This window comes from Jeongeupia sp. HS-3 (genome assembly GCF_015140455.1).
Classification (GTDB): Bacteria; Pseudomonadota; Gammaproteobacteria; order Burkholderiales; family Chitinibacteraceae; genus Jeongeupia.
Genome location: NZ_AP024094.1, coordinates 1,192,408 through 1,215,240, shown reverse-complemented (window position 1 = coordinate 1,215,240; position 22,833 = coordinate 1,192,408). Strand labels below are relative to the sequence as shown.

Below are 22,833 nucleotides of genomic sequence, written 5' to 3'. Positions count from 1 at the left end.
GATAGAAAGTAAATCTGACCGCTTCGGTGGTTGGGTGAGTTTTTTTGAGTTAACGCAAGTGCGCAATTATTCAGTGATTAAACGAAAGAGTTTGATCCTGGCTCAGATTGAACGCTGGCGGCATGCTTTACACATGCAAGTCGAACGGATTTGAGGGGCTTGCTCCTCAAGTTAGTGGCGAACGGGTGAGTAATACATCGGAACGTGCCCAGTAATGGGGGATAACCTGCCGAAAGGCAAGCTAATACCGCATACGCCCTGAGGGGGAAAGTGGGGGATCGCAAGACCTCACGTTATTGGAGCGGCCGATGCCTGATTAGCTAGTTGGTAGGGTAAAAGCCTACCAAGGCAACGATCAGTAGCGGGTCTGAGAGGACGACCCGCCACACTGGGACTGAGACACGGCCCAGACTCCTACGGGAGGCAGCAGTGGGGAATCTTGGACAATGGGCGAAAGCCTGATCCAGCAATGCCGCGTGGGTGAAGAAGGCCTTCGGGTTGTAAAGCCCTTTTGTCAGGGAGGAAATCCTGGCCCCTAATACGGGTCGGGGATGACAGTACCTGAAGAATAAGGACCGGCTAACTACGTGCCAGCAGCCGCGGTAATACGTAGGGTCCAAGCGTTAATCGGAATTACTGGGCGTAAAGCGTCCGCAGGTGGCTTGTTAAGATCGATGTGAAAGCCCCGGGCTCAACCTGGGAACTGCATTGATGACTGGCTCGCTAGAGTACGGCAGAGGGGGGTGGAATTCCGCGTGTAGCAGTGAAATGCGTAGATATGCGGAGGAACACCGATGGCGAAGGCAACCCCCTGGGCTGATACTGACACTCATGGACGAAAGCGTGGGGAGCAAACAGGATTAGATACCCTGGTAGTCCACGCCCTAAACGATGTCTACTAGTTGTTGGGCTTTTCGGAGCTTAGTAACGCAGCTAACGCGGGAAGTAGACCGCCTGGGGAGTACGGCCGCAAGGTTAAAACTCAAAGGAATTGACGGGGGCCCGCACAAGCGGTGGATGATGTGGATTAATTCGATGCAACGCGAAAAACCTTACCTGGTCTTGACATGTCTAGAATCCCGAAGAGATTTGGGAGTGCCGTAAGGAGCTAGAACACAGGTGCTGCATGGCTGTCGTCAGCTCGTGTCGTGAGATGTTGGGTTAAGTCCCGCAACGAGCGCAACCCTTGCCATTAGTTGCTACCATTCAGTTGAGCACTTTAATGGGACTGCCGGTGACAAACCGGAGGAAGGTGGGGATGACGTCAAGTCCTCATGGCCCTTATGACCAGGGCTTCACACGTCATACAATGGTTGGTACAGAGGGTCGCGAAGCCGCGAGGTGGAGCCAATCTCAGAAAACCAATCGTAGTCCGGATCGCAGTCTGCAACTCGACTGCGTGAAGTCGGAATCGCTAGTAATCGCGGATCAGCATGTCGCGGTGAATACGTTCCCGGGCCTTGTACACACCGCCCGTCACACCATGGGAGTGGGTTTTACCAGAAGTAGCTAGGCTAACCCTCGGGAGGCCGGTTACCACGGTAGGATTCATGACTGGGGTGAAGTCGTAACAAGGTAGCCGTAGGGGAACCTGCGGCTGGATCACCTCCTTTAAAGATAATGCCTCATTAAGCATTCACACTCATCGGCTGTAGGTTAGAGATACGGAGAACTGGGTCAGTAGCTCAGTCGGTTAGAGCACCGTCTTGATAAGGCGGGGGTCGCTGGTTCGATTCCAGCTTGACCCACCATTTGCTTTTTTAGTGAATGACAAGACAGTTTGATCCGATGGGGGCATAGCTCAGTTGGGAGAGCATCTGCTTTGCAAGCAGAGGGTCGTCGGTTCGATCCCGTCTGCCTCCACCATTTTAGTTTTCAGAACTAAGTTTGCTGATGTTGGTGTAGCAATTTTAGTTCTGACTGCTTCAGTTGGACGAGAATTTATTCTCTGTATCGCTCTTTAACAAGATAGAAGAAGTAAGACTCAGATTTATTCAGTAATGAATGGGTTTGATTGCATCGAGTTTTGAATTCGAGAACTTTGAATTCGAGTCGCAAACATAACTGTAATCTTGAACTACGCGTTTGAGGTTATAGGATCAAGCGAATAAGTGCATCTGGTGGATGCCTTGGCGATTACAGGCGATGAAGGACGCGGCAGCCTGCGAAAAGCTGCGGGGAGCTGGCAAACGAGCTTTGATCCGCAGATATCCGAATGGGGGAACCCACACCTTTTGGTGTATCCATGACTGAATACATAGGTCATGTGAAGCGAACCCGGCGAACTGAAACATCTAAGTAGCCGGAGGAAAAGAAATCAACCGAGATTCCCAAAGTAGTGGCGAGCGAAATGGGAAGAGCCTGTACGTGATAGCGATTGTCTTAGCAGAACGGAATGGAAAGTCCGGCAATAGTGGGTGATAGCCCCGTATGCGAAAAGATAAACGTGGTACTAAGCGTACGACAAGTAAGGCGGGACACGAGAAATCCTGTCCGAAGATGGGGGGACCATCCTCCAAGGCTAAATACTCGTAATCGACCGATAGTGAACCAGTACCGTGAGGGAAAGGCGAAAAGAACCCCGGGAGGGGAGTGAAATAGATCCTGAAACCGGATGCATACAAACAGTGGGAGCGGACTTGTTCCGTGACTGCGTACCTTTTGTATAATGGGTCAGCGACTTACGTTCAGTAGCAAGCTTAACCGAATAGGGGAGGCGCAGGGAAACCGAGTCCGAATAGGGCGATTAGTTGCTGGGCGTAGACCCGAAACCAAGTGATCTATCCATGGCCAGGATGAAGGTGCGGTAACACGCACTGGAGGTCCGAACCCACTAATGTTGCAAAATTAGGGGATGAGCTGTGGATAGGGGTGAAAGGCTAAACAAACTTGGAAATAGCTGGTTCTCCCCGAAAACTATTTAGGTAGTGCCTCAAGTATCACTAACGGGGGTAAAGCACTGTTATGGCTAGGGGGTCATCGCGACTTACCAAACCATTGCAAACTCTGAATACCGTTAAGTGCGAGCTTGGGAGACAGACATCGGGTGCTAACGTCCGGTGTCAAGAGGGAAACAACCCAGACCGCCGTCTAAGGTCCCAAATGATCAATTAAGTGGAAAACGAGGTGGGAAGGCATAGACAGCCAGGATGTTGGCTTAGAAGCAGCCATCATTTAAAGAAAGCGTAATAGCTCACTGGTCGAGTCGTCCTGCGCGGAAGATGTAACGGGGCTCAAATTGATAACCGAAGACGCGGATATGTACGTAAGTACATATGGTAGGGGAGCGTTCCGTAAGCCTGTGAAGGTGGCTTGAGAAGGCTGCTGGAGGTATCGGAAGTGCGAATGCTGACATGAGTAGCGTTAAAACGGGTGAAAAGCCCGTTCACCGAAAGCCCAAGGTTTCCTACGCAACGTTAATCGGCGTAGGGTGAGTCGGCCCCTAAGGCGAGGCTGAAAAGCGTAGTCGATGGACAACAGGTTAATATTCCTGTACCGATTCTGAGTGCGATGTGGGGACGGAGAAAGGTAGGTCAGCCATCTGTTGGAATAGGTGGTTTAAGCGTGTAGGTGGGGGATTTAGGCAAATCCGGATCCCTGTTAACACTGAGGCGTGATGACGAGGTGCCATTGGCACTGAAGTGATTGATCCTATGCTTCCAGGAAAAGCCACTAAGCTTCAGCTCAGAATTGACCGTACCGCAAACCGACACTGGTGGGCAGGATGAGAATTCTAAGGTGCTTGAGAGAACTCAGGAGAAGGAACTCGGCAAATTGACACCGTAACTTCGGGAGAAGGTGTGCCTCTGTAGCGTGAAGCGACTTGCTCGTGGAGCGTGAAGAGGTTGCAGTGAAAAGGTGGCTGCGACTGTTTATCAAAAACACAGCACTCTGCTAACACGAAAGTGGACGTATAGGGTGTGACGCCTGCCCGGTGCCGGAAGGTTAATTGATGGGGTGCAAGCTCTTGATCGAAGCCCCGGTAAACGGCGGCCGTAACTATAACGGTCCTAAGGTAGCGAAATTCCTTGTCGGGTAAGTTCCGACCCGCACGAATGGCGTAACGATGGCCACACTGTCTCCTCCTGAGACTCAGCGAAGTTGAAGTGTTTGTGAAGATGCAATCTCCCCGCTGCTAGACGGAAAGACCCCGTGAACCTTTACTGTAGCTTTGCATTGGACTTTGAAGTGGTTTGTGTAGGATAGGTGGGAGGCTTTGAAGCAGAGACGCTAGTTTCTGTGGAGCCGTCCTTGAAATACCACCCTGACCCCTTTGAGGTTCTAACCTTGGTCCGTTATCCGGATCGGGGACCGTGCATGGTAGGCAGTTTGACTGGGGCGGTCTCCTCCCAAAGTGTAACGGAGGAGCTCGAAGGTTACCTAGGTACGGTCGGACATCGTACTGATAGTGTAATGGCACAAGGTAGCTTGACTGCGAGACTGACACGTCGAGCAGGTGCGAAAGCAGGACATAGTGATCCGGTGGTTCTGTATGGAAGGGCCATCGCTCAACGGATAAAAGGTACTCCGGGGATAACAGGCTGATTCCGCCCAAGAGTTCACATCGACGGCGGAGTTTGGCACCTCGATGTCGGCTCATCACATCCTGGGGCTGTAGCCGGTCCCAAGGGTATGGCTGTTCGCCATTTAAAGTGGTACGTGAGCTGGGTTCAAAACGTCGTGAGACAGTTTGGTCCCTATCTGCAGTGGGCGTTGGAAATTTGAGGGGGGCTGCTCCTAGTACGAGAGGACCGGAGTGGACGCATCTCTGGTGTACCGGTTATCACGCCAGTGGTATCGCCGGGTAGCTAAATGCGGAATAGATAAGCGCTGAAAGCATCTAAGCGCGAAACTAGCCTCGAGATGAGATTTCCCTAAGGCCTTGAGCCTTCTAAAGGGTCGTGGAAGACCACCACGTTGATAGGTCGGGTGTGGAAGCGCAGTAATGCGTTAAGCTAACCGATACTAATTGCCCGTGCGGCTTGATCCTATAACCTGAACCGCGTGGTTCGGGTATGATGCGACAGGCTCGTAAATATCAAACCCGAGTCATTACTTCTTCTATCGAATTCAGAGATATGACTAATACAGTCGTAACTCCACCAGTTACGTCTGGCGACCATAGCGAGTTGGTCCCACGCCTTCCCATCCCGAACAGGACCGTGAAACGACTCAGCGCCGATGATAGTGCGGGTTCCCGTGTGAAAGTAGGTCATCGCCAGACTCCCCATAGAAAACCCCCCTGCAGAATGCTGCAGGGGGGTTTTGCTTTTGGCTTTATGCGCGCAAAAGACGCCGGCGCGACAGAAGGGCCGCTGCGCAGCAGAGCGCCGGATCAATTGCGCTGATAAGGCAAGTCACCGATTTCAGTTTGTTTTGCTTTCTGTCTCATGGGACGATCAACCGATGAATGTCCAGATCGATATCGCTTCGCAAATTTTGCGTGTGTACGATGCTGCCGGGGTGCTATTGCATTGCTACCCGGTTTCGACTGCGGCACGTGGTGCGGGAGAGTTGTTCGGGAGCTTTCAGACGCCGCGTGGCCGCCACGCCATCAGGGCAATGATCGGCACGACTTTGCCTTTGAATGCCGTACTCAGAGGGCGGCGTTGGACCGGGGAGGTTTATTCGCCGGCTCTCGCTGCGGCCCAGCCGGGGCGCGACTGGATTTTGTCCCGCATCATCTGGCTGTCCGGAAAAGTGCCCGGCTTCAATCGGTTTGGCCAAGTCGATACCATGGCAAGGTATATCTATATTCATGGCACGCCGGATGACGAGCCTATGGGGCTTCCTGCGTCACATGGCTGCATTCGTATGCGCAATACGGATATCGTCGAATTGTTTGCGATGCTCAAGCCGGGCGTCGACGTCGATATCGTTGCCGACACGCCGGATTGGTGCGTTTATCCTGCAGCGTCACGCCTGCTGTCCGAATCCCTCGAGGAATATGCAATTGCCGGGCCGAAAAGCCCTGCGATAGATGCTGAAGCCGTGGGCCGGCTGTTCACTTTATGGCAGGAAGAGGGGCATTGTCAGGGGCGCGGCGGGCTGCAGGCTGGCGGAACCTTGTGGCTGAATCTCTCGAGTAGCGGGATTGCTGCCGCTTGGCGGTTACTTGATGTGTTGCTGGACGAGGCTCGCGTACTCGGTTGGCATCACGTCGATATGCTTGCTACGGCACCGTTGACGCCCGATTGGCGACCGACAGGCGATTTCTTTGAAAGCAGGATCGGCCCGATTCGCCGTTATCGCTGCATGCTCTAGCATCAGGCCTTGGCGAGCTGAATGCATTTTCCAAGGGCTGGCTGCTGATGGTATGTTTCATGCAGTTGCTGATGGTTACGGCGCGGCGTGTAGTCTTCGCTGCGTTGCCTGGCAGCACTATGCATCAGCATGAAAATCAAGCGGTCGGCCCAGTCGGTGCGATCCCGCTGATTGTTTTCCGCCTCCGGGGCGCGGCCCTTGTCGGCGGATTGATGGCTATGTTGCAGCCTATCCTCGAAGCCGCGTTCATCGGCGTGATCTTTTGCCGGCGTGGTCGTACGCATCGGCAATACGGCGTGACCTGCGTGCGACCAACCGGTGCGAGATAAAGGAGATGTATTCGGGTACATGACGAGCCTCGGTAGCGATGCCCGACTGAGTGCGCTCTTGAGCCCTTCGCTGATCCTTGGGTGAGGCCGGATGAAGGTTGCAGTCGTCAGCATCTATCCCATGAATCATCCGGTTCGGGCCACCTTGCAGCCATGCCCGATTTACTCCCTGGTGCGTGATTTTTTTACGAAACCGAAATGGCAACTGCGTACTCACATCAAGAGCTGAATGAGCGCGAAGCCGCTGGTGACGCTGATAAAGGAGCACGTCAGCCCGGGCAGCATGAAGCTGTGGTTGAGTAGCCAGCGCCCGATTCGGGTTGTCCCTGTCTGATCGAAATTGATCGCGGCGATGACCGTGGGGTAATTCGGAATGAAAAAGTAGCCGTTTACACTGGGAAACATCGCGATCAACGCCGGCGCGGGAATGCCGAGTGCGATGCCCAAAGGGAGCAGTGCCCGGATTGTGGCGGCCTGTGAATAAAGCAGGATCGACATGCCGAACAGGGCGATCGCAAATAACCATGGCGCCGCGCTGACGGCGGCTTGAATATTGCTCGAGAAGAAAGCGATGTTGCCCTGAATGAAGGTGTCGCCCATCCAGGCGATACCGAAGATGCCGATCACCGCGGCTGCACCTGCGCGAAAAACGCTACCGCGTACGACCTGATCCGGGTCGACCTTGCTGATCAGCAGTATCAGCGCGGATGCCGAAAGCATGACGATCTGGATGGCTTGGGCCATATCGAGACGAACGAGTTGATCGCCAGCCCCCCAGGATGGGCGTAGTGCCGGAAACGAACCAAGCATGACGACGGAGAACGCTGCGGCCAGAAAGATCCAGACTGACCATCTGGCGGATCGCGGCAGCACGGCTTGTTCCGCCCCGGTATTTGATGGCAGATCTCCGGCGGCAAGCTTGGCTTGGTAAATCGGATCCTGATCCAGTTCAACGCCCAAGCGGCTTGCCACGAAGGCGCCGGCGAGCGTGCCAAACAATGTTGCCGGAATCGCGATCATCAGGATGTCCGGCAAACCCACGCCCTCCGGGGATAGCAGCGACAGCAGTGCCACTGTTGCGGCAGAAATCGGGTTTGCGGTAATGCCGGCTTGTGAGGAAATAACACTGATGGAGAGCGGCCGTTCCGGGCGAATGCCAGATTCGCGCGCGACCTCGGCAATGACCGGCAGCACCGAGTAGGCGACATGGCCGGTGCCGGCGAATACGGTAAAGGTATAAGTGATCAGCGGGGCAAACCAGGTGATGCGCTTGGGGTGACGGCGCAACAGCTTTTCGGCTACGTGGACGAGGAAATCCATCCCTCCCGCCGCCTGCAGGCAACCAGCTGCAGTGATGACGGCGACAATCATCAACATGACGTCGATCGGAGCTGTTGCCGGTTTAAGCCCGAAAACAAAGGTCAGGACGGCGAGCCCGAGCCCGCCCATCACGCCGAGGCCGATGCCGCCAAGGCGTGCACCAATCAGGATGGCGGCAAGGACGACGGCAAATTCGATCAATAGCATGGGGGGCAATCTGCAGTTATGGCGGCGGCATGGTGACGCATGCCGGTTTTGCGCGCAATGCCTGATTGCGCTTGACGTCATTCATTTATTGCAGTGCCGGCGCGGGGGTCAGGCCAACGAACTCCGGGTAGTCGGTAATGACCGCATGCACTTGGCAATCCCGGCAGAAGGCGTGCTCGTATAGTGTTTGAGCGCCATACACGTGGCTGCGAAAGCCGAGGTTGGCGGCTTGTTCGATTAAGGGTGCGTCAATGATCTCAAAATCCCAGACGATGCTTCTCAGGCGTTCGTGCGGCAAGGCGGTATGCACCAGCTCGCCGAGCGTGCTTGGGCGATGCGCGATCAGCAATGCACATTCGATACGCAGCAGCTCAGCCGCGGCAACGACGATATCGTGCCGAAACGACGAGAGCAGCAAGCGCTGCGGTCGGCGCGAGGCAGAGATGATTTCAAACGCGGCTTGCACGGCATCCCCGGATTTGATTTCGAGGTTCCAGTGGGCATCGGGAAAGGTGTCGAGGGCTTCTGCCAGGGTCGGCACCAGATAGCCGACTTGCTGTGAGAGCATTTTGCGGCTTAGCAGCGCGACTGGGGTGCCATTGGCGGTGACGCGGTCGTGAAATAATATGGCTTCACCATCCGCGCAAAGGCGAACGTCGGTTTCCAAACCGTCAAAGCCGCTGGATAATGCAGCCGCGAATGCGGCGAGGGTGTTTTCCGGTACGGTGCGCGCCAAGCCGCGATGGGCAATGAGTTGCATGTCGAGCTCGTATAATGTTGACGATACAAGCAATTTAGCAGGGATTGAATGCGGCGTTTTTGGTTCATCGTGGCAAATGGTGTCATCGGCGTTGTCATGGCTGCATCGGGCGCTGCCGAGCCGGCGCGTCCTCGGATTGGCTTGGTGTTGGGCGGCGGCGGTGCGCGTGGTCTGGCGCATATCGGCGTCCTCAAGGTGCTCGAAGAGGCACGGGTGCCGATCGATTGCATCGTGGGCACCAGCATCGGCGCGCTGGTCGCTGGCGGCTATGCGGCAGGGCGCACGCCCGAGGAGCTGGCCGAGCAGAGCGAGAAGGCCAACTGGGACGACCTATTGAGTAGCAGTCTGCCGCGGCAGATGTCGTCGTTTCGGCAAAAGGAACTTGATCGGGTCAGCCAGGTGCCGATCGAACTCGGGGTGCGCGACAATGGCACGATTGCGTTTCCCCGTTCGGCGATCAGCACCCAGAAGGTCGAGTATTTTCTGCGCGAACTGACTTACGGCGGCACGGTCGCGCATTTTGACCAGTTGGCGACGCCGTACCGGGCGATTGCGACCGATCTTGAGACCGGCGAGATGGTTGTGCTCGGCGACGGCGATATCGTCAGCGCCATGCGCGCCAGCATGGCCGTGCCGGGGGTGTTTCCGCCGGTGCCGCTGGAAGGGCATACGCTGGTCGATGGCGGGCTCTCCCGCAATATGGGTATCGACGTGGCACGCAAGCTGTGCGCCGACGTTGTCATTGCCATCGATGTGGCGTCGCCGCCGCTCAAAAGCAGTGAAATCGACAGTCTGTTTTCGGTGGCCGATCAATACACCCGGCTGATGATTTTACAGAACCAGCGACCGCAGATTGCCAGCTTGAAGTCGGGCAGCGATATCTTGATTGCGCCGCAGCTCGATAAACTCGGTAGCTCGGATTTCACCAAGACCAAGCAACTGATTGAGCGCGGTGAAGCCGCGGCGAAACTGCATTTGGCCGAGCTGGAGCGTTATGCGTTGCCGGCAACTGATTACCGGAATTGGCTGGTGGCGCGGCAATCCAGGCAGTTGGCGGCAAAACCGATCAACGAAGTGCAAGTCGCTCAGCTCGACTATGTGAATCCGGACGTATTGAAGGGCGCACTTGATATTAGCCCGGGCAAGCCGCTGGATAACGCCGCGTTCAGCGAACGTTTGACCAAGACCTATGCCCGCGGCGATTTTTCGCAGCTTGATTACGAGCTGATCGATACCCCGAACGGCCAACTGTTCCGGCTAACGCCGGTAGAAAAAAGCTGGGGGCCAAATTATCTGAATCTGGGTCTGGCACTGAGTACCGACTTCGATACCGATAATCGCTACAGCTTGGCTGCACGCTACCGTCGTACCTGGATCAACAGCCTGGGTGGTGAATGGTCCACGCTGCTACGCCTTGGCGACCACACCCAATTTGTGACCGAGTTCTATCAGCCCTTGCAACTGGATGGCTACGCATTTATTTCACCTTATTTCAGTGTCGAAAATCAGCCTGTCGATGTCTGGCTTGACGGCAGCAAGGCTGCCCAGTTCAAGTATCGCCGGGAGAAGGCGGGGCTGGATCTCGGCTCGGGCTATGGTAAATATGGCGAGATTCGTTTTGGCCTGGCGTATAACCAGTATCGCGCTTCGCGTGATATCGGGTTTATTCCTGATGAGGAAGGCAACAATACGCTGGAAAACTACAACCAAAAAGATTGGGGTGCGCGTTTACGCATCTATTACGATCAGCTCGACAGTCTGAATTTCCCGACCGAGGGCGCGTACTTTAATGCCTCGTTGTACCAGTCTTTTGGCGGTAGTACCGAATCGGGCGATTTCGAACCTTATAGCCAAGCCAGTGCGACCTTGGTCAAAGGTTTCAAGTTGGGCGGGTTTGGTGGCCATGTCAAACTGCACGCCGTGACGCAGGAAGGCGGCGGTGACGATGCGTTGAACGATATTCAATGGCTGGGGGGATTCATGAATCTTTCCAGTTATGGTTATCAGGAAATCATCGGCGATAGGTTGGCTTATGGGCGCATCGCTTTGTACCATCCCTTGTCTTTTCTGGTTCCGGATAGCGGCATCTATATCGGCGGGGCGCTTGAATTGGGGCAATTGTTCGACGCGGTCAACAAAGATGATAATGATCTACATACGTCGGTGACGGCTTTTGTCGGCATGGATACCTATCTTGGCCCGTTCTACGTCGCCGCCGCATACGGCGACAACAAGAAGGCCCGCTTCTACGTGATGCTGGGCAACCCGTACTGAGTCCCGGTGCTGATCGCGTCCATGGACACCCCGCATTGTGCGGGGTGTTTGTTTTTATGCGGTCAATCCGCGAAAATAGCCGACTAATCCAGTCAACCATGGCCCTTGCGGCCGGCCACCATGTCGTTTATCTCCCGCCTTTTTGGCGCTGTGCGTGAAGGAACCCCGCCCATGTCCCAACCCGACTTCCTGCAGGCGGCGATTGCCGCGCTCGTTGACCCCAGTACCGGCAAGACCTACGCGTCGAGCAAGAGCGTCAAGCGCCTTGCGCTTGTGGATGGCCACGTTTACGCGGACATCGTCCTCGGCTATCCAGCAGCCAGCCAGTTTGGTTTGGTACGTGCCCAGTTTGAAGCAGCGCTCAAGGCGCTTGAAGGTGTGAACGCGGTGACCGTGGCGGTATCGAGCCAGATCATTGCGCACTCGGTTCAGCGCGGCGTGCCTTTGCTTCAGAACGTAAAAAACGTCATTGCCGTGGCCAGCGGCAAGGGCGGCGTCGGCAAGTCGACGACCGCGGTCAATCTGGCGCTGGCCTTGTCGGCGGAAGGCGCGCGTGTCGGTTTGCTGGATGCAGACATCTACGGGCCGTCGCAACCCTTGATGATGGGCGTCGCCGACGCCAAGCCGCAGTCGCCAGACAACAAGCACATTGAGCCGATTGTCGCCTATGGCGTGCAGACGATGTCGATCGGCTTTCTCATCGACCCCGAGCAGCCGATGGTCTGGCGCGGGCCGATGGTGACCCAGGCCTTGCAGCAGTTGCTGAACGACACGCTGTGGGACGATGTCGATTATCTGATCATCGACCTGCCACCGGGTACCGGTGATATCCAGCTGACGCTGAGCCAGAAGGTGCCGCTGACCGGCGCGGTGATCGTCACCACGCCGCAGGACATCGCGCTGCTCGACGCGCGCAAGGGGCTGAAGATGTTCGAGAAGGTCGGTGTGCCGATTCTTGGCATCGTCGAAAACATGAGTACGCATGTGTGCTCGAACTGCGGGCACATCGAGCCGATCTTCGGCGAGGGCGGCGGTGCGCGCATGGGTGAGGATTACGGTGTCGATCTGCTGGGCAAGTTGCCGCTGGATCTGTCGATCCGTCTTGGTGTCGATGCCGGTAAGCCCAGCGTTGCTGCCGATCCTGAGGGGAAAATCGCTGAGCTCTACAAGGCGATCGCCCGCAAGGTGGCGATCAAGATCGCCGACAAGGCGCAGGATTTTTCGGCCAAATTCCCGAAGATCGTGATCCAGAAATAAGACGGATGCTTGCGATATGTCATTGATTTGGTAATCGCGTCGCAATTATTTTGCTTGGTTGTTGCCGTACAATTTGTCATTTATATGACAGGGTGTGTGCGGATATGCGTAGGCAACCGGGTTTGTGGCGGCTGTTTTGGGTGGCGGTGTCCATGTGTTGCGCCGGTTCGGTGCTGGCCGACTCGGGTGACCGGGTGGGTGCGCTGGATAACGGCCTCAAATATGCGATCCGGCACACTGATCGGCCGGTGGGTGAGATCGAATTTCGCCTGATCGTCAACGCTGGCGAGGTCGACGTTCAGGACGCTAGGCTTGAAGGTGGCATGCACCTGATCGAGCATCTGGCATTTCGCGATACCGAGGCGTATCCGAACGGCACGCTGATTCCCTATTTGCGCACGCAAGGGTTTCGCTTTGGCGAGCACCTGAACGGCTGGACTTTGCCGGCTGCGACGACCTATCAGCTGGCGCTGCCGCACGGCGATGCCGCTGGCGTCACTGCGGGCCTCAAGGTTCTGGCCGGCATGGCGGCGGGCATTCGTTTTGATCCCGCCGTCGTGACTGCGGAGCGCAAAGTGGTGGCCGAAGAGCTGCGCGGCCGGCACAACAATCCCTGGGTCAATTTCTGGGAGCAGGAGCGCCATTTGTACCAGCATGGTACGGGCGGCGGCAGTTGGTCGTACGGCACGGCGGATTCGGTGCAGCAGATGTCGGCCGCTGATTTACAGGCGCTGTATCGGCGCCTGTATGTGCCGAGCCGAATGACGGTGATCGTCACCGGTGACGTTGATACCAGGCAGGTTGAATCAGCGCTGCGTGAGCGTTTTTCCGCTTTGCCGGCCGAGGCCAGAGGTGCTCGTGTCGGCCAGTTGCGCCCACTGCAGCCGGCATCGAAGGATTTGGCCTATGCGGTGACGCCGGTGAACGATGGCATGAACGATTGGGCGAACTTGGGAATTTCATTTCCACACCCGAATTTCGCCACTGCGGACGGGGTTCGTCTTGCGTATGTCGCCTCGTTTCTGAAGTACGCGCTCAAGCAGCGTCTGGCGCAGCGCGGGGTAAATTATCAAATCGACTGGCGTTGGCGTGACGATGGCCAGCCCATCTTGAACTTCGGCTTTCAGCTCGGTCCGGAGTTGAACAAGCACAACGACAAGCTGGCGACGCGCGAGCAAGTGCTGAACCTGGAAGGCCAGCTGGCCGCGTTCGTTGCCCAGCCGTTCGACGATGCAACGCTGGCGCAACTCAAGCGCGAATATCTGGGTTCGGTGGTGCAATGGCATGCCAATGATCGTGACCGTGCCAAAGCCGAGGCCGAGCTACTGGTGCAGGCGGCGCAGGGCCAGCATCCGTGGAGCAACAGCCGCACCGAAATGCCGGCCGTGCGCAAGGCGATCGAACCGGTCAAGGCGCAGGATCTTTCCCGTCTGCTCGGTGCTGCGCTCGGGCGGCCACGCTATCTGCAACTGGCTTTCCAGCAAAAGCACGTCAAGCAATTCCCTGATCGAGCAGCGGTGCTGAGTTGGTACGCCGACTTCAAACCCGGGCCGCAACCGGCGGCATTCGCTGATTACGCCATGCTGGCGTTTCCGGCGCCCAAGGCCGAGCCGGGGTCGATCCGCAGCGATCAGCGCGCAGGCGAGGTGGAAACGCTGGTCTTGTCCAACGGCATCAAGGTGTTGCTGCGACCCATTTCCGATGGCAAGGGGCTGGTGTATTTCCGTTTTGGCGCGATGGGTGGGCAATTCCAGTTCGGTGAAGCGCAGTATGCGGCGGCGTTGACCATGCCCACAGCCATTGCGCGGAGCACGGTGGCGCGGCTGCCGCAGTCGGAGGTGGCGCGGATTCGCCTTGCCGATGGCGTGACCATGATGAGTTCGGTCGAATCGGAATGGTTCGGTTTTTACGGCAATGCGCCAGCCGCCGGGCTGAAAACGGCGCTGGCCGAGCTGCACCACCGGTTTTATCGGGACTTTGATTACGACCGTTTGGGTATCAGCGGTCGCGAGACGTTGATCAAGGCCGATACGCCGCTCAACAGCGTGGCCAGGTTGATGTGGCAGGACATGCGCGTGGCCGCATTTCCCGACGATTACCGGATGCAAGGCGCCAATCCGCGCTGGTTTGACGATTTCGACGGTAGTGAAATCGAAATGGTCGTGCGCCAGCTTTATGGCGATCCATCACGGTTTACGCTTGGTCTGGTCGGCGATTTCGATCCGGCCGTGGTCAAGCCCTTGCTGGAAACGTGGCTGGCCAACTTGCCCAGGCGCGATGACATCGCCCCGACGGTGATTGCGCCGATCAAGGCCGTTGCCGGTGGTTCGGTGCAGGTGACCGATACCACGCGACGCAGCAGCTATGTGCGGATCGAATTCAATACCCGTCAGGCGTGGTCACCGCAGACGGTGGCGCAGGCTCGATTATTGCGGACGGTGCTTGATGAACGCTTGCGGCTGCGTTTGCGCGATGGCAGCGGCGTCAGTTATTCGCCGGCCACCGGCTATCAGTTGCTGCCCAGTTCGGCGCAGTTGGCCCAGTTGGTGGTTGGTTTCGACGTCGATCCAAAGTATGAGGACGAAGCGGTTGAGCTGGCGCGTGGCGAGCTTGCGAGCCTGCGTGCCAAACCGATAGGCGATGACGAATTGCAGGTGGCCAAGCGGATTGCATTGCGCGAGGCGCGGGCCGAGCTGGATGTGCCCGAACTGCTGTGTCTGTACCTACTGACCAACGACGCCGGCGGGCTGCCGGTGACCCGGGTTGATGCGGTGTACAAGGCGCTGGAGGCCACCGATGCCGCGAGCTTGCGGGAGGGCGCGCAGCGCTGGCTTTCCGAGGCCGGCATGACCATCGGCCGGGTGAGCCCGAACCCACGCATCTAGCATCACGTCGCGGCCTGTGCCTGCATGGCGCAGGCCGCTACAATCGGCGCTTCGTTCCATAAGCAGATGCCCGCGTGCGCCTTCGCCATATCAAACTCGCCGGATTCAAGTCTTTCGTCGATCCGACCACGATTCACGTGCCCGGCCAATTGGTCGCGGTGTGCGGGCCGAACGGTTGTGGCAAGTCGAACGTGATCGACGCGGTGCGCTGGGTGCTGGGCGAGTCGTCGGCCAAGCAGCTGCGCGGCGAATCGATGCAGGACGTGATTTTCAACGGCTCGACCAGTCGCAAACCGGTTAGTCGCGCTTCGGTCGAGCTGGTGTTCGACAATAGCGCCGGCCTGGCTGCCGGGCCGTGGCAGCAGTACGCCGAGATTTCGATCAAGCGCGTGCTGACGCGGCAGGGCGATTCCAACTACTACATCAACAATCTGGCGGTGCGCCGCCGCGATATTACCGACCTGTTCCTTGGCACCGGCGTCGGCAAGGGCGGCTACGCGATCATCGAGCAAGGCATGATCAGCCGCATCATCGAGGCCAAGCCCGAGGAGCTGCGGCATTTCCTCGAAGAGGCGGCTGGCGTCTCCAAATACAAGGAGCGCCGCCGCGAAACCGAATCACGGCTGGCCGACACCCGCGACAATCTGGCGCGGCTTGATGACATTCGTCAGGAGTTGTTGGTGCAGGTCGACAAGCTGCAGGCGCAAGCCGAGGTCGCGACCGAGTATCAGCGGCTGCAGGCCGCGATCACCGAAAAGCAAAACCTGCTGGCCTTGCGGCGCAAGCGTGATGCCGCCGGTGATCTGGATACTGCCCGAGGCCGCATTGCCGCCGCACAAAACGCACTTGAGGCACAACTGGCCGCGCTGCGCTCGCACGAGGCCGAGATCGAATCCTTGCGCGAACATCAGCTTGGCGCGACCGATCAGGTGCAACTGGCGCAGGCCGGTTTGTTCGAGGCCAATGCCGCCGTCGCCCGGCTCGAACAGCAACTGCTACACCTGCGGCAGACGCGCGAACGGCTGCAGCAGCAGGCTGGCGTGACGCGCGATGAGCTGGCTAAAGTCGAACAGCAGGCGCGCACCGCGGAGCAGGATGGCGTCGATTGGCAGCGCAAGCGGGATGAAGCGGGGCTGGCGGTCGAGGAGGCCGCGTTGGCGTTCGACGACGAATGCCAGCGTCAGCCCGAGCTTGATGCCGCATTGGGCCAGCAAGATCAGGCGTTGCAACAGGCGCGGGAGCGCTTCGCCATTGCGCACACTGCCGCGCAATTGGCGCAACAGCAAAGCCAGCAGCAAGATCAAGCCGTAGCGGCGCTGGCGGCGCGGCGAGCCAAGTTGGCGAGCGATCTGGCGCTACCGGCTCAAGATGATGATCTCGCCGCACTGCACGCCGGCATCGAGACGCTGCGTGCGTCGATCGACGATAGCGCGCTGGCGGTCGAGATTCAGGAAGATGCGCTGGATGCCGAGCGCGAACAGTTCTCGGTGCTGCGTATCGAGCGCGAGCGACTGGCGCTGGCGCAGACGGATGCCGCGGCGCGCTGCGCTGCATTTGCTGCCGAGCCGGCGGGCGATGAAACCGCCTTGACGCAATGGCTGACTCAGGCTGGTTTGAGCGATGTGCCGACGTTGCTGGCGCAGCTGGATGTCGAGCCAGACTGGGCGACGGCGCTGGAGGCGGTGCTGGGGGACGCACTCAAGGGCCGCATCGCCGCCGACATCCCGAGTCAGATCGCCCCGGCGAGCGCTGTGCTGTTGCATGGTGGCGCATTGTCCACGCCGCTTGGCGCACCAGCAGGCTGGATGCCGTTGTTGGCCAGGATCAGCGTGCGTGATGCGGACGTCGTTGGCGTCGTCGGCGCATTGCTGGCGACGGTCTATTGCGCCGACAGTCTTGAAGATGCCGTGCAGGCGCGGCACACGCTGCCGGGCGGTGGCCGCTTCGTGACGCGGGATGGCCATATCGTTGACGCCATTGCCGTGCGTTATCACGCCGCGAGCGGCGAGGCCGGCGGCTTGATCCGCCGGCAGCAGGCAAAGGAGCTCGCCGAAGCGGCGCTGAGCGAACTGACTCCCAGATTGCTCGCCGCGCAGGCCGATAGCGAGCTGCTGCAGCGTACGGTGGCCGACCGTGAGATGACGCTCAAGTCGCTACGCCAGCAGCATGTAGCCGCGCAGCCGCGTCTGCTGGCGATGGTGAATGAACTATCCAAGCGTGAGGCCGCCGCAATCGAGGTGCGGTTACGGCGCGAGGCGTCCTCTGCGGCGCTCGCCGATATTGATCAGCAATACGCCGAAGCCGTGCTTGCGCAGCAGCTTGCCGCCGCTGGGCTTGAACGGGCCGAGGCCAGCTTGCCGCCGCTGCTGGCCATCGTCGAGGCTGCACAGCTGGCGCGGGCTGACGCCGATGCTGCGGCCGTCGCTCAGCGCGATCGCCTGCGCATGGCCGAACAGGCCGCGCAAGCCGCGCGCTTTGCGGCGCAAACGGCGCATGACCGTCTTGCCGATCTGGCCCATCGCGGCGACGCACTGATCGAGCAGGCCGAGGTATTGCGGGAACGGCTGGCGTCGCAGCTGATCGAGTTCGACGGCATAGATGAGGCGGCGCTGGATGGTGACGTACAGCAGGCCGTGGAGCTGCGCGGCGAAAAAGAGCGCTTGCTGGCTGGCTCGCGCGATGCCTTGAACGGCATCGCCCAGGCGCTGCGCGAACGCGAAACCGACAAGCAGGCAATTGAAGGCGCGCTTGATCCGGCACGGGAGGCGCTGTCGGCGCTCAAGTTGCGCGAGCAGGAGGCGCGGCTGGCGTTCGAGCGTTTTGCCGCAGAACTGGCCGAGGCCGGCGCCGATGAGACCGTCTTGCTCGATAAACTGGGCGATGGCGTCAAAACACCATCGCTGATCAATGAGATGAGTCGCCTGAGTCAGGCCTTGAATGCGCTCGGCCCGGTCAATCTGGCCGCGCTGGCCGAATTGCAAGGCGCGCAGGAGCGTGCCGGCTATCTGGCATCGCAATCGAACGATCTGGCCGCGGCGATCGAGACGCTGGAGGGCGCGATTCGCCGGATTGATCGCGAAACCCGTTCGCTTCTGCAGGAGACCTACGATGCGGTCAATGCCAATTTGCAGGAACTGTTTCCGGCGCTGTTTGGTGGCGGCCACGCCGAGCTGCTGCTGACCGGCGACGAGATTCTCGATGCGGGCTTACAGATCATGGCGCAGCCGCCGGGAAAAAAGAACAGCACCATCCATTTGCTTTCGGGGGGCGAAAAGGCACTGACCGCGCTGAGTCTGGTATTCTCGCTGTTCAGGCTGAATCCGGCGCCATTTTGTCTTCTGGACGAAGTCGATGCGCCGCTGGACGATGCGAATACCTTGCGTTTTTGTGGCTTGGTCAAAAAAATGGCCGAACGAACGCAATTCCTCTATATCAGTCACAACAGGCTGACGATGGAGATGGCCGAACAACTGATCGGCGTCACCATGCAAGAGCAGGGCGTGTCGCGTGTCGTGGCCGTAGATATTCAGCAGGCGCTGACGATGCGGGATTCGGCGCTTGCGGTATGAGTCAAACAAAACTTGCAAAGTGCAAGGTAAACCGTGGGCTTGAATTGCTTGGCCCTTATTCGGAATAATTCTCCCGTTGCCAGTGCAACGAGCGAGACGTGCAGAAAACCATGACAGACTTACAACTCGGATCCTTGATTGCCGGTGGCGCCATTGTTGCGGCGGTTTACGCCTTCAATTGGTGGCAAGAACACCGCTATCGCAAGCAGGCGCAGCGTGCATTTGCGCAGAATCAGCCCGATGTGCTGCTGGAAACGCAGAAAAACATGGTTCGTCCGGCCGCCAGTGGCCAGCGACTGGAGCCGATGATCGAGCCGGTAGCGCAGCCCGTGGTCGCGGAGCGACGCGAGCCGCAGCTGGATGTGCCGCAGGTCGATCTCGATGATGATGTCGCCGACTTTGATGATATCGACGCAGCCGAGCCGCAGATCGCGCCGGTAGCCAAGCAAGTCGAACTGCAGGATGTTGAAGTGCTGGCAACCAGCCAGCTTGATCCTTCGCTTGATTTTATCGCCGACGTTCACGCGGGCGAGTCGATCCCCGCCGCCGAGGTGCCGCAATTCCCGGCCGCCAAGCGCGTGATGGTGCTTGGCCTGACCGACGCGGGCCAGTGGGAAGTCGTCAACAGCCGCAGCACCGGCCGCTATACCGCGCTGCGTGCCGGCGTGCAGTTGGCCGATCGCCAGGGGTCATTGACACAAGAGCAGCTCAATGCCTTCTGCATGCTGGTACAGCAGTTCGCCGATGAGCACGAGGCTGTGGTGACCTTTCCGCAGCGCTCGGGCAAGCTCAGTGCCGCCAAGGAGCTGGACGAATTCTGCGCGTCGGTCGATGTGCTGATTGGCATGAACGTGATGGCGAAGGGCAAGCCTTTCCCGATGGAAAAAGTGCGCTTGTTTGCCGATCAAACCGGTCTGGCGCGTGGTGGTGATGGTCTGTATCACTACCGTAGCGAATCGGGCAAGGCGCTGTTTTCGCTGGTCAATCAGGATCAAACGCCGTTTGGCAATACCAGCGAAGGCCTGACCTTCCTGTTCGATGTGCCGCGCGTGGCCGGTGGTCTGCCGGTGTTCGATCACCTCAGCGAGATTGCGCAGCAATTGGCCAACCTGCTGGCTGGCGATCTGGTTGACGACTCCGGCCGCCCATTGGCGCCGGGCAGCATTGCCAACATCCGCCGGCAGCTGACCAATATCTATGCGCAAATGGACGATCGTGGCATTGCGCCCGGATCGATGGCGGCGCTGCGCCTGTTTGCCTGACCGGTTTACCGATTAGACCCAAACGCCGCTGCCCGACAGCGGCGTTTTTCGTTCTGGATTGACGATCATGACTGTTTCCGACCCGATCACCGCACGCGCCGCCGAGCTGAGGGCTCTGCTGCATCGCTATGGTCACGAGTATTACGTGCTCGATGCGCCAACGGTTCCCGATGCCGAATACGACCGGCTGTTTCGCGAGCTGGAAGCGTTGGAGGCCGCACATCCCGAACTCAAGACAGTGGATTCACCCACGCTGCGTGTCGGCGGCAAGCCCCTGCCGCAGTTTCAGCCGGTGCAGCACGCGGTGCCGATGCTGTCGATCCGCACCGAAACCGATGTGACTGCCGCCGGCGCCTTGGCGTTTGATGCCAGTGTGCGCAAGGAATTGGCGCTGGGTGACGCCGGCGCGCCGGTGCAATACATCGCCGAGCTGAAATTCGATGGTCTGGCGATCAGTCTGCGTTACGAGCAGGGTGTGCTGATTCGTGCGGCGACCCGTGGCGACGGTGTTACCGGTGAGGATGTGACGCAGAATATCCGCACGATCCGGCAGATTCCGCTGCGGCTGCATGGCGAGGCGCCGCCGCTGCTCGAAGTGCGTGGCGAGGTGTATATGCGCCGCGACGATTTTGACGCCATGAACGAAAAACAGCTCGCCGCTGGCAACAAGGCGTTCGTGAATCCGCGCAATGCCGCAGCCGGGGCGGTGCGCCAGCTTGATTCGACCATTACCGCCACCCGGCCTTTATCGTTCTTCGCCTATGGTGTCGGCGAGTTGGCTGGTTGGATATCCGAGCCGCAAACGCATTCGGGTTTGCTGGATGCGCTGGACGGCTTTGGCTTGCCGGTTTGCGCCGAACGCGCCCAGGCGCAGGGCGGGGCCGGCTTGGTGACGTTTCATGATCGCGTTGCCGGATTGCGTGCCGATCTGCCCTTCGATATCGATGGCGTGGTCTACAAGGTGGATGCACTTGCCCTGCAGCGCGAGCTGGGTTTTCGCAGTCGTGAACCGCGCTGGGCGGTGGCGCACAAATTTCCGGCGCAGGAGGCGTTGACCACCGTCGAGGCGATCGACGTCCAGGTCGGTCGCACCGGGGCGATCACGCCGGTGGCACGGTTGGCGCCGGTGTTCGTCGGCGGCGTCACCGTTACCAATGCCACGCTGCACAACGAAGACGAAGTGCGCCGCAAGGATGTGCGCGTTGGCGATACGGTGATCGTTCGCCGGGCCGGCGACGTGATCCCCGAGGTGGTCGGTGTGGTGCTGGAGCGCCGGCCGATGGTCGCCGAGCCCGGTGCGGATCTGTTCTCGCCGGCGCAGCGGCCGCAGTACGCGCCGTTTGCCTTGCCTGCGGCGTGCCCGGTGTGTGGTTCGCATGTGGTGCGCGAAGAGGGCGAAACCATCGCTCGCTGTTCGGGCGGGCTGTTTTGCTCGGCGCAACGCAAAGAGGCGATCCGTCACTTTGCCGGTCGGCGAATGATGGATATCGAAGGCTTGGGCGAGCGCTATATCGATAATCTGGTCGAGCTTGAATACGTCCATGGCGTTGCAGACCTGTATCGGCTGACGCTGGATGACCTGCTGGAAATGAAGCGCCGCGCCGACGAGCGCGACGGCGTGGTGGCGGAAACGGTCAAGGTCGGCCAGATCGCGAGCAAGTGGGCGGAAAACCTGATCGAAGGCATCGCCGCCAGTAAGCGCCCACTACTGGCAAGGTTGCTGTTCGCGCTGGGTATTCGCCACGTCGGCGAATCAACCGCCAAAACGCTGGCCGACTGGTTTGGTGATCTGGCGCTGATCCGCAAGGCGCCGGCGCCGTTGCTGCGGGTGTTGCCCGATGTCGGCGCCACCGTGGCCGACTCGATCGCCGATTTTTTTGCCGAGCCGAAGAATCAACAGGCGCTGGATGCGTTGTTGGCTGCCGGTGTGGAGCCTGCCGATACGCATGCGCCAAGCACCGGTTGGCGCGAAAAGCTGGACGTGGCTGAACTGTATGCCGTGCTTGGCATCGCCAAGCTCACGCCGCTGCGCAGTCGCCAGTTGGCCGAGTTGCTGCCGACGCCGGCGGCGCTGGCCGCTGCCGATATTGCCGGCCTGAACGGCCTGCCTGCGGATGTACTTGCCTCATTGCAAGCCTGGCTGGCGGTCGATGGCCATCGCGGCATGCTGAACGAGCTGGATGCGCAACGCATCGCCTTGCTGGCGAGCCTGCCTGCGCAGGCCGAGGTTGCTGGCGTGCTCGCGGGTAAAACGCTGGTGCTGACCGGTACGCTGCCAACCTTGAGCCGCGACGAGGCGCAGGCCTTGATCGAGGCGGCGGGCGGCAAGGTGTCTGGCAGTGTGTCGAAGAAAACCGATTATGTTGTGGCTGGCGAGGCGGCGGGCTCCAAGCTCGTCAAAGCCGAGTCTCTGGGGGTTGCGGTGCTGGATGAGGCTGGATTGCGGGCCTTGTTGGGTGAGGTCGAAGTTTAATTTAATGAACTCGTAACGGAATATTTTTACACTTGCTTTGTTGGTTTAAATTGTTAAACAATGTGCTGATGCGCAAATCCGAAGCCCTTCGCCTGTTTGGTAGTCAGAGCCGCCTTGCCGATGCACTTGGCCTGGGGCGGTCTGCGGTATCGCAGTGGCCCGACGTTCTGACGCAGCGCCAGGCTGATCAGGCCATGGGCGCCGCGCTGCGGCTGGGGTTGTTGACGCAAAGC

General features: G+C 58.9%; 10 protein-coding genes, 2 tRNA genes and 3 rRNA genes. 12 read left to right on the top strand and 3 right to left on the bottom strand.

Annotated features, from left to right (window positions below; translation table 11 throughout):
- Nucleotides 1-79: 79 nt before the first annotated feature.
- From JLC71_RS05645 to JLC71_RS05620, 6 genes are all read left to right on the top strand, one after another.
- Nucleotides 80-1,613: ribosomal RNA gene (locus tag JLC71_RS05645) — 16S ribosomal RNA — on the top strand.
- A gap of 61 nt (nucleotides 1,614-1,674) precedes the next feature.
- Nucleotides 1,675-1,751: transfer RNA gene (locus JLC71_RS05640), tRNA-Ile, on the top strand.
- Between the two features lie 39 nt (nucleotides 1,752-1,790).
- Nucleotides 1,791-1,866, top strand: a tRNA-Ala gene (locus JLC71_RS05635).
- A gap of 231 nt (nucleotides 1,867-2,097) precedes the next feature.
- A 23S ribosomal RNA gene (locus tag JLC71_RS05630) occupies nucleotides 2,098-4,990 on the top strand.
- Nucleotides 4,991-5,111: 121 nt separating this feature from the next.
- A 5S ribosomal RNA gene (gene rrf, locus JLC71_RS05625) occupies nucleotides 5,112-5,224 on the top strand.
- Together the 16S, 23S and 5S rRNA genes with 2 tRNA genes alongside form the textbook arrangement of a ribosomal RNA operon.
- A gap of 182 nt (nucleotides 5,225-5,406) precedes the next feature.
- Nucleotides 5,407-6,264 (top strand): L,D-transpeptidase, encoded by an 858-nt coding sequence (locus JLC71_RS05620; RefSeq protein WP_200917780.1) that lies wholly within the window; start codon nucleotides 5,407-5,409, stop codon nucleotides 6,262-6,264.
- A gap of 2 nt (nucleotides 6,265-6,266) precedes the next feature.
- On the opposite strand, the gene JLC71_RS05615 is transcribed toward JLC71_RS05620, so the two are convergent.
- The 3 genes from JLC71_RS05615 to JLC71_RS05605 form a co-directional block, all read right to left on the bottom strand.
- On the bottom strand, nucleotides 6,267-6,548 hold the full coding sequence (locus tag JLC71_RS05615; protein ID WP_200917779.1) for a hypothetical protein: 282 nt from the start codon (nucleotides 6,546-6,548) through the stop codon (nucleotides 6,267-6,269).
- Between the two features lie 258 nt (nucleotides 6,549-6,806).
- Nucleotides 6,807-8,120 carry an anaerobic C4-dicarboxylate transporter family protein gene (locus JLC71_RS05610; RefSeq protein ID WP_200917778.1) on the bottom strand — a complete coding sequence of 438 codons (1,314 nt, stop codon included), beginning with the start codon at nucleotides 8,118-8,120 and terminating at the stop codon, nucleotides 6,807-6,809.
- 85 nt (nucleotides 8,121-8,205) lie between these two features.
- Complete coding sequence (locus JLC71_RS05605) at nucleotides 8,206-9,060, bottom strand: glycerophosphodiester phosphodiesterase (protein WP_200917777.1); 855 nt, start codon at nucleotides 9,058-9,060, stop codon at nucleotides 8,206-8,208.
- Here JLC71_RS05605 and JLC71_RS05600 point away from each other — a divergent pair.
- The 6 genes from JLC71_RS05600 to ligA all read left to right on the top strand — a co-directional run bounded on the left by JLC71_RS05600 (nucleotide 9,025) and on the right by ligA (nucleotide 22,600).
- Nucleotides 9,025-11,154, top strand: a complete 2,130-nt coding sequence (locus JLC71_RS05600) for a patatin-like phospholipase family protein (RefSeq protein ID WP_200917776.1) — start codon at nucleotides 9,025-9,027, stop codon at nucleotides 11,152-11,154. The two genes, JLC71_RS05605 and JLC71_RS05600, sit on opposite strands and share 36 nt — an antisense overlap.
- A 171-nt stretch (nucleotides 11,155-11,325) precedes the next feature.
- On the top strand, nucleotides 11,326-12,411 hold the full coding sequence (gene apbC, locus JLC71_RS05595; RefSeq protein WP_200917775.1) for an iron-sulfur cluster carrier protein ApbC: 1,086 nt from the start codon (nucleotides 11,326-11,328) through the stop codon (nucleotides 12,409-12,411).
- Nucleotides 12,412-12,515: 104 nt separating this feature from the next.
- Nucleotides 12,516-15,296: a M16 family metallopeptidase gene (locus tag JLC71_RS05590; protein WP_200917774.1), complete on the top strand. Its 2,781-nt coding sequence runs from the start codon at nucleotides 12,516-12,518 to the stop codon at nucleotides 15,294-15,296.
- 74 nt (nucleotides 15,297-15,370) lie between these two features.
- On the top strand, nucleotides 15,371-18,865 hold the full coding sequence (gene smc, locus JLC71_RS05585; protein ID WP_200917773.1) for a chromosome segregation protein SMC: 3,495 nt from the start codon (nucleotides 15,371-15,373) through the stop codon (nucleotides 18,863-18,865).
- 110 nt (nucleotides 18,866-18,975) lie between these two features.
- Complete coding sequence (locus JLC71_RS05580; protein WP_200917772.1) at nucleotides 18,976-20,127, top strand: cell division protein ZipA C-terminal FtsZ-binding domain-containing protein; 1,152 nt, start codon at nucleotides 18,976-18,978, stop codon at nucleotides 20,125-20,127.
- Nucleotides 20,128-20,194: 67 nt separating this feature from the next.
- Complete coding sequence (ligA, locus tag JLC71_RS05575) at nucleotides 20,195-22,600, top strand: NAD-dependent DNA ligase LigA (protein WP_200917771.1); 2,406 nt, start codon at nucleotides 20,195-20,197, stop codon at nucleotides 22,598-22,600.
- The last annotated feature ends 233 nt before the right edge of the window (nucleotides 22,601-22,833 follow it).

Coding starts and splice junctions, on each gene's coding strand:
- JLC71_RS05620 (WP_200917780.1), top strand. CDS start 5,407: ATGAATGTCCAGATCGATATCGCTTCGCAAATTTTGCGTGTGTACGAT.
- JLC71_RS05615 (WP_200917779.1), bottom strand. CDS start 6,548: ATGCGTACGACCACGCCGGCAAAAGATCACGCCGATGAACGCGGCTTC.
- JLC71_RS05610 (WP_200917778.1), bottom strand. CDS start 8,120: ATGCTATTGATCGAATTTGCCGTCGTCCTTGCCGCCATCCTGATTGGT.
- JLC71_RS05605 (WP_200917777.1), bottom strand. CDS start 9,060: ATGCGCCAGACCACGCGCACCGCCGCCGCCCAACACCAAGCCAATCCG.
- apbC (WP_200917775.1), top strand. CDS start 11,326: ATGTCCCAACCCGACTTCCTGCAGGCGGCGATTGCCGCGCTCGTTGAC.
- JLC71_RS05590 (WP_200917774.1), top strand. CDS start 12,516: ATGCGTAGGCAACCGGGTTTGTGGCGGCTGTTTTGGGTGGCGGTGTCC.
- JLC71_RS05580 (WP_200917772.1), top strand. CDS start 18,976: ATGACAGACTTACAACTCGGATCCTTGATTGCCGGTGGCGCCATTGTT.
- ligA (WP_200917771.1), top strand. CDS start 20,195: ATGACTGTTTCCGACCCGATCACCGCACGCGCCGCCGAGCTGAGGGCT.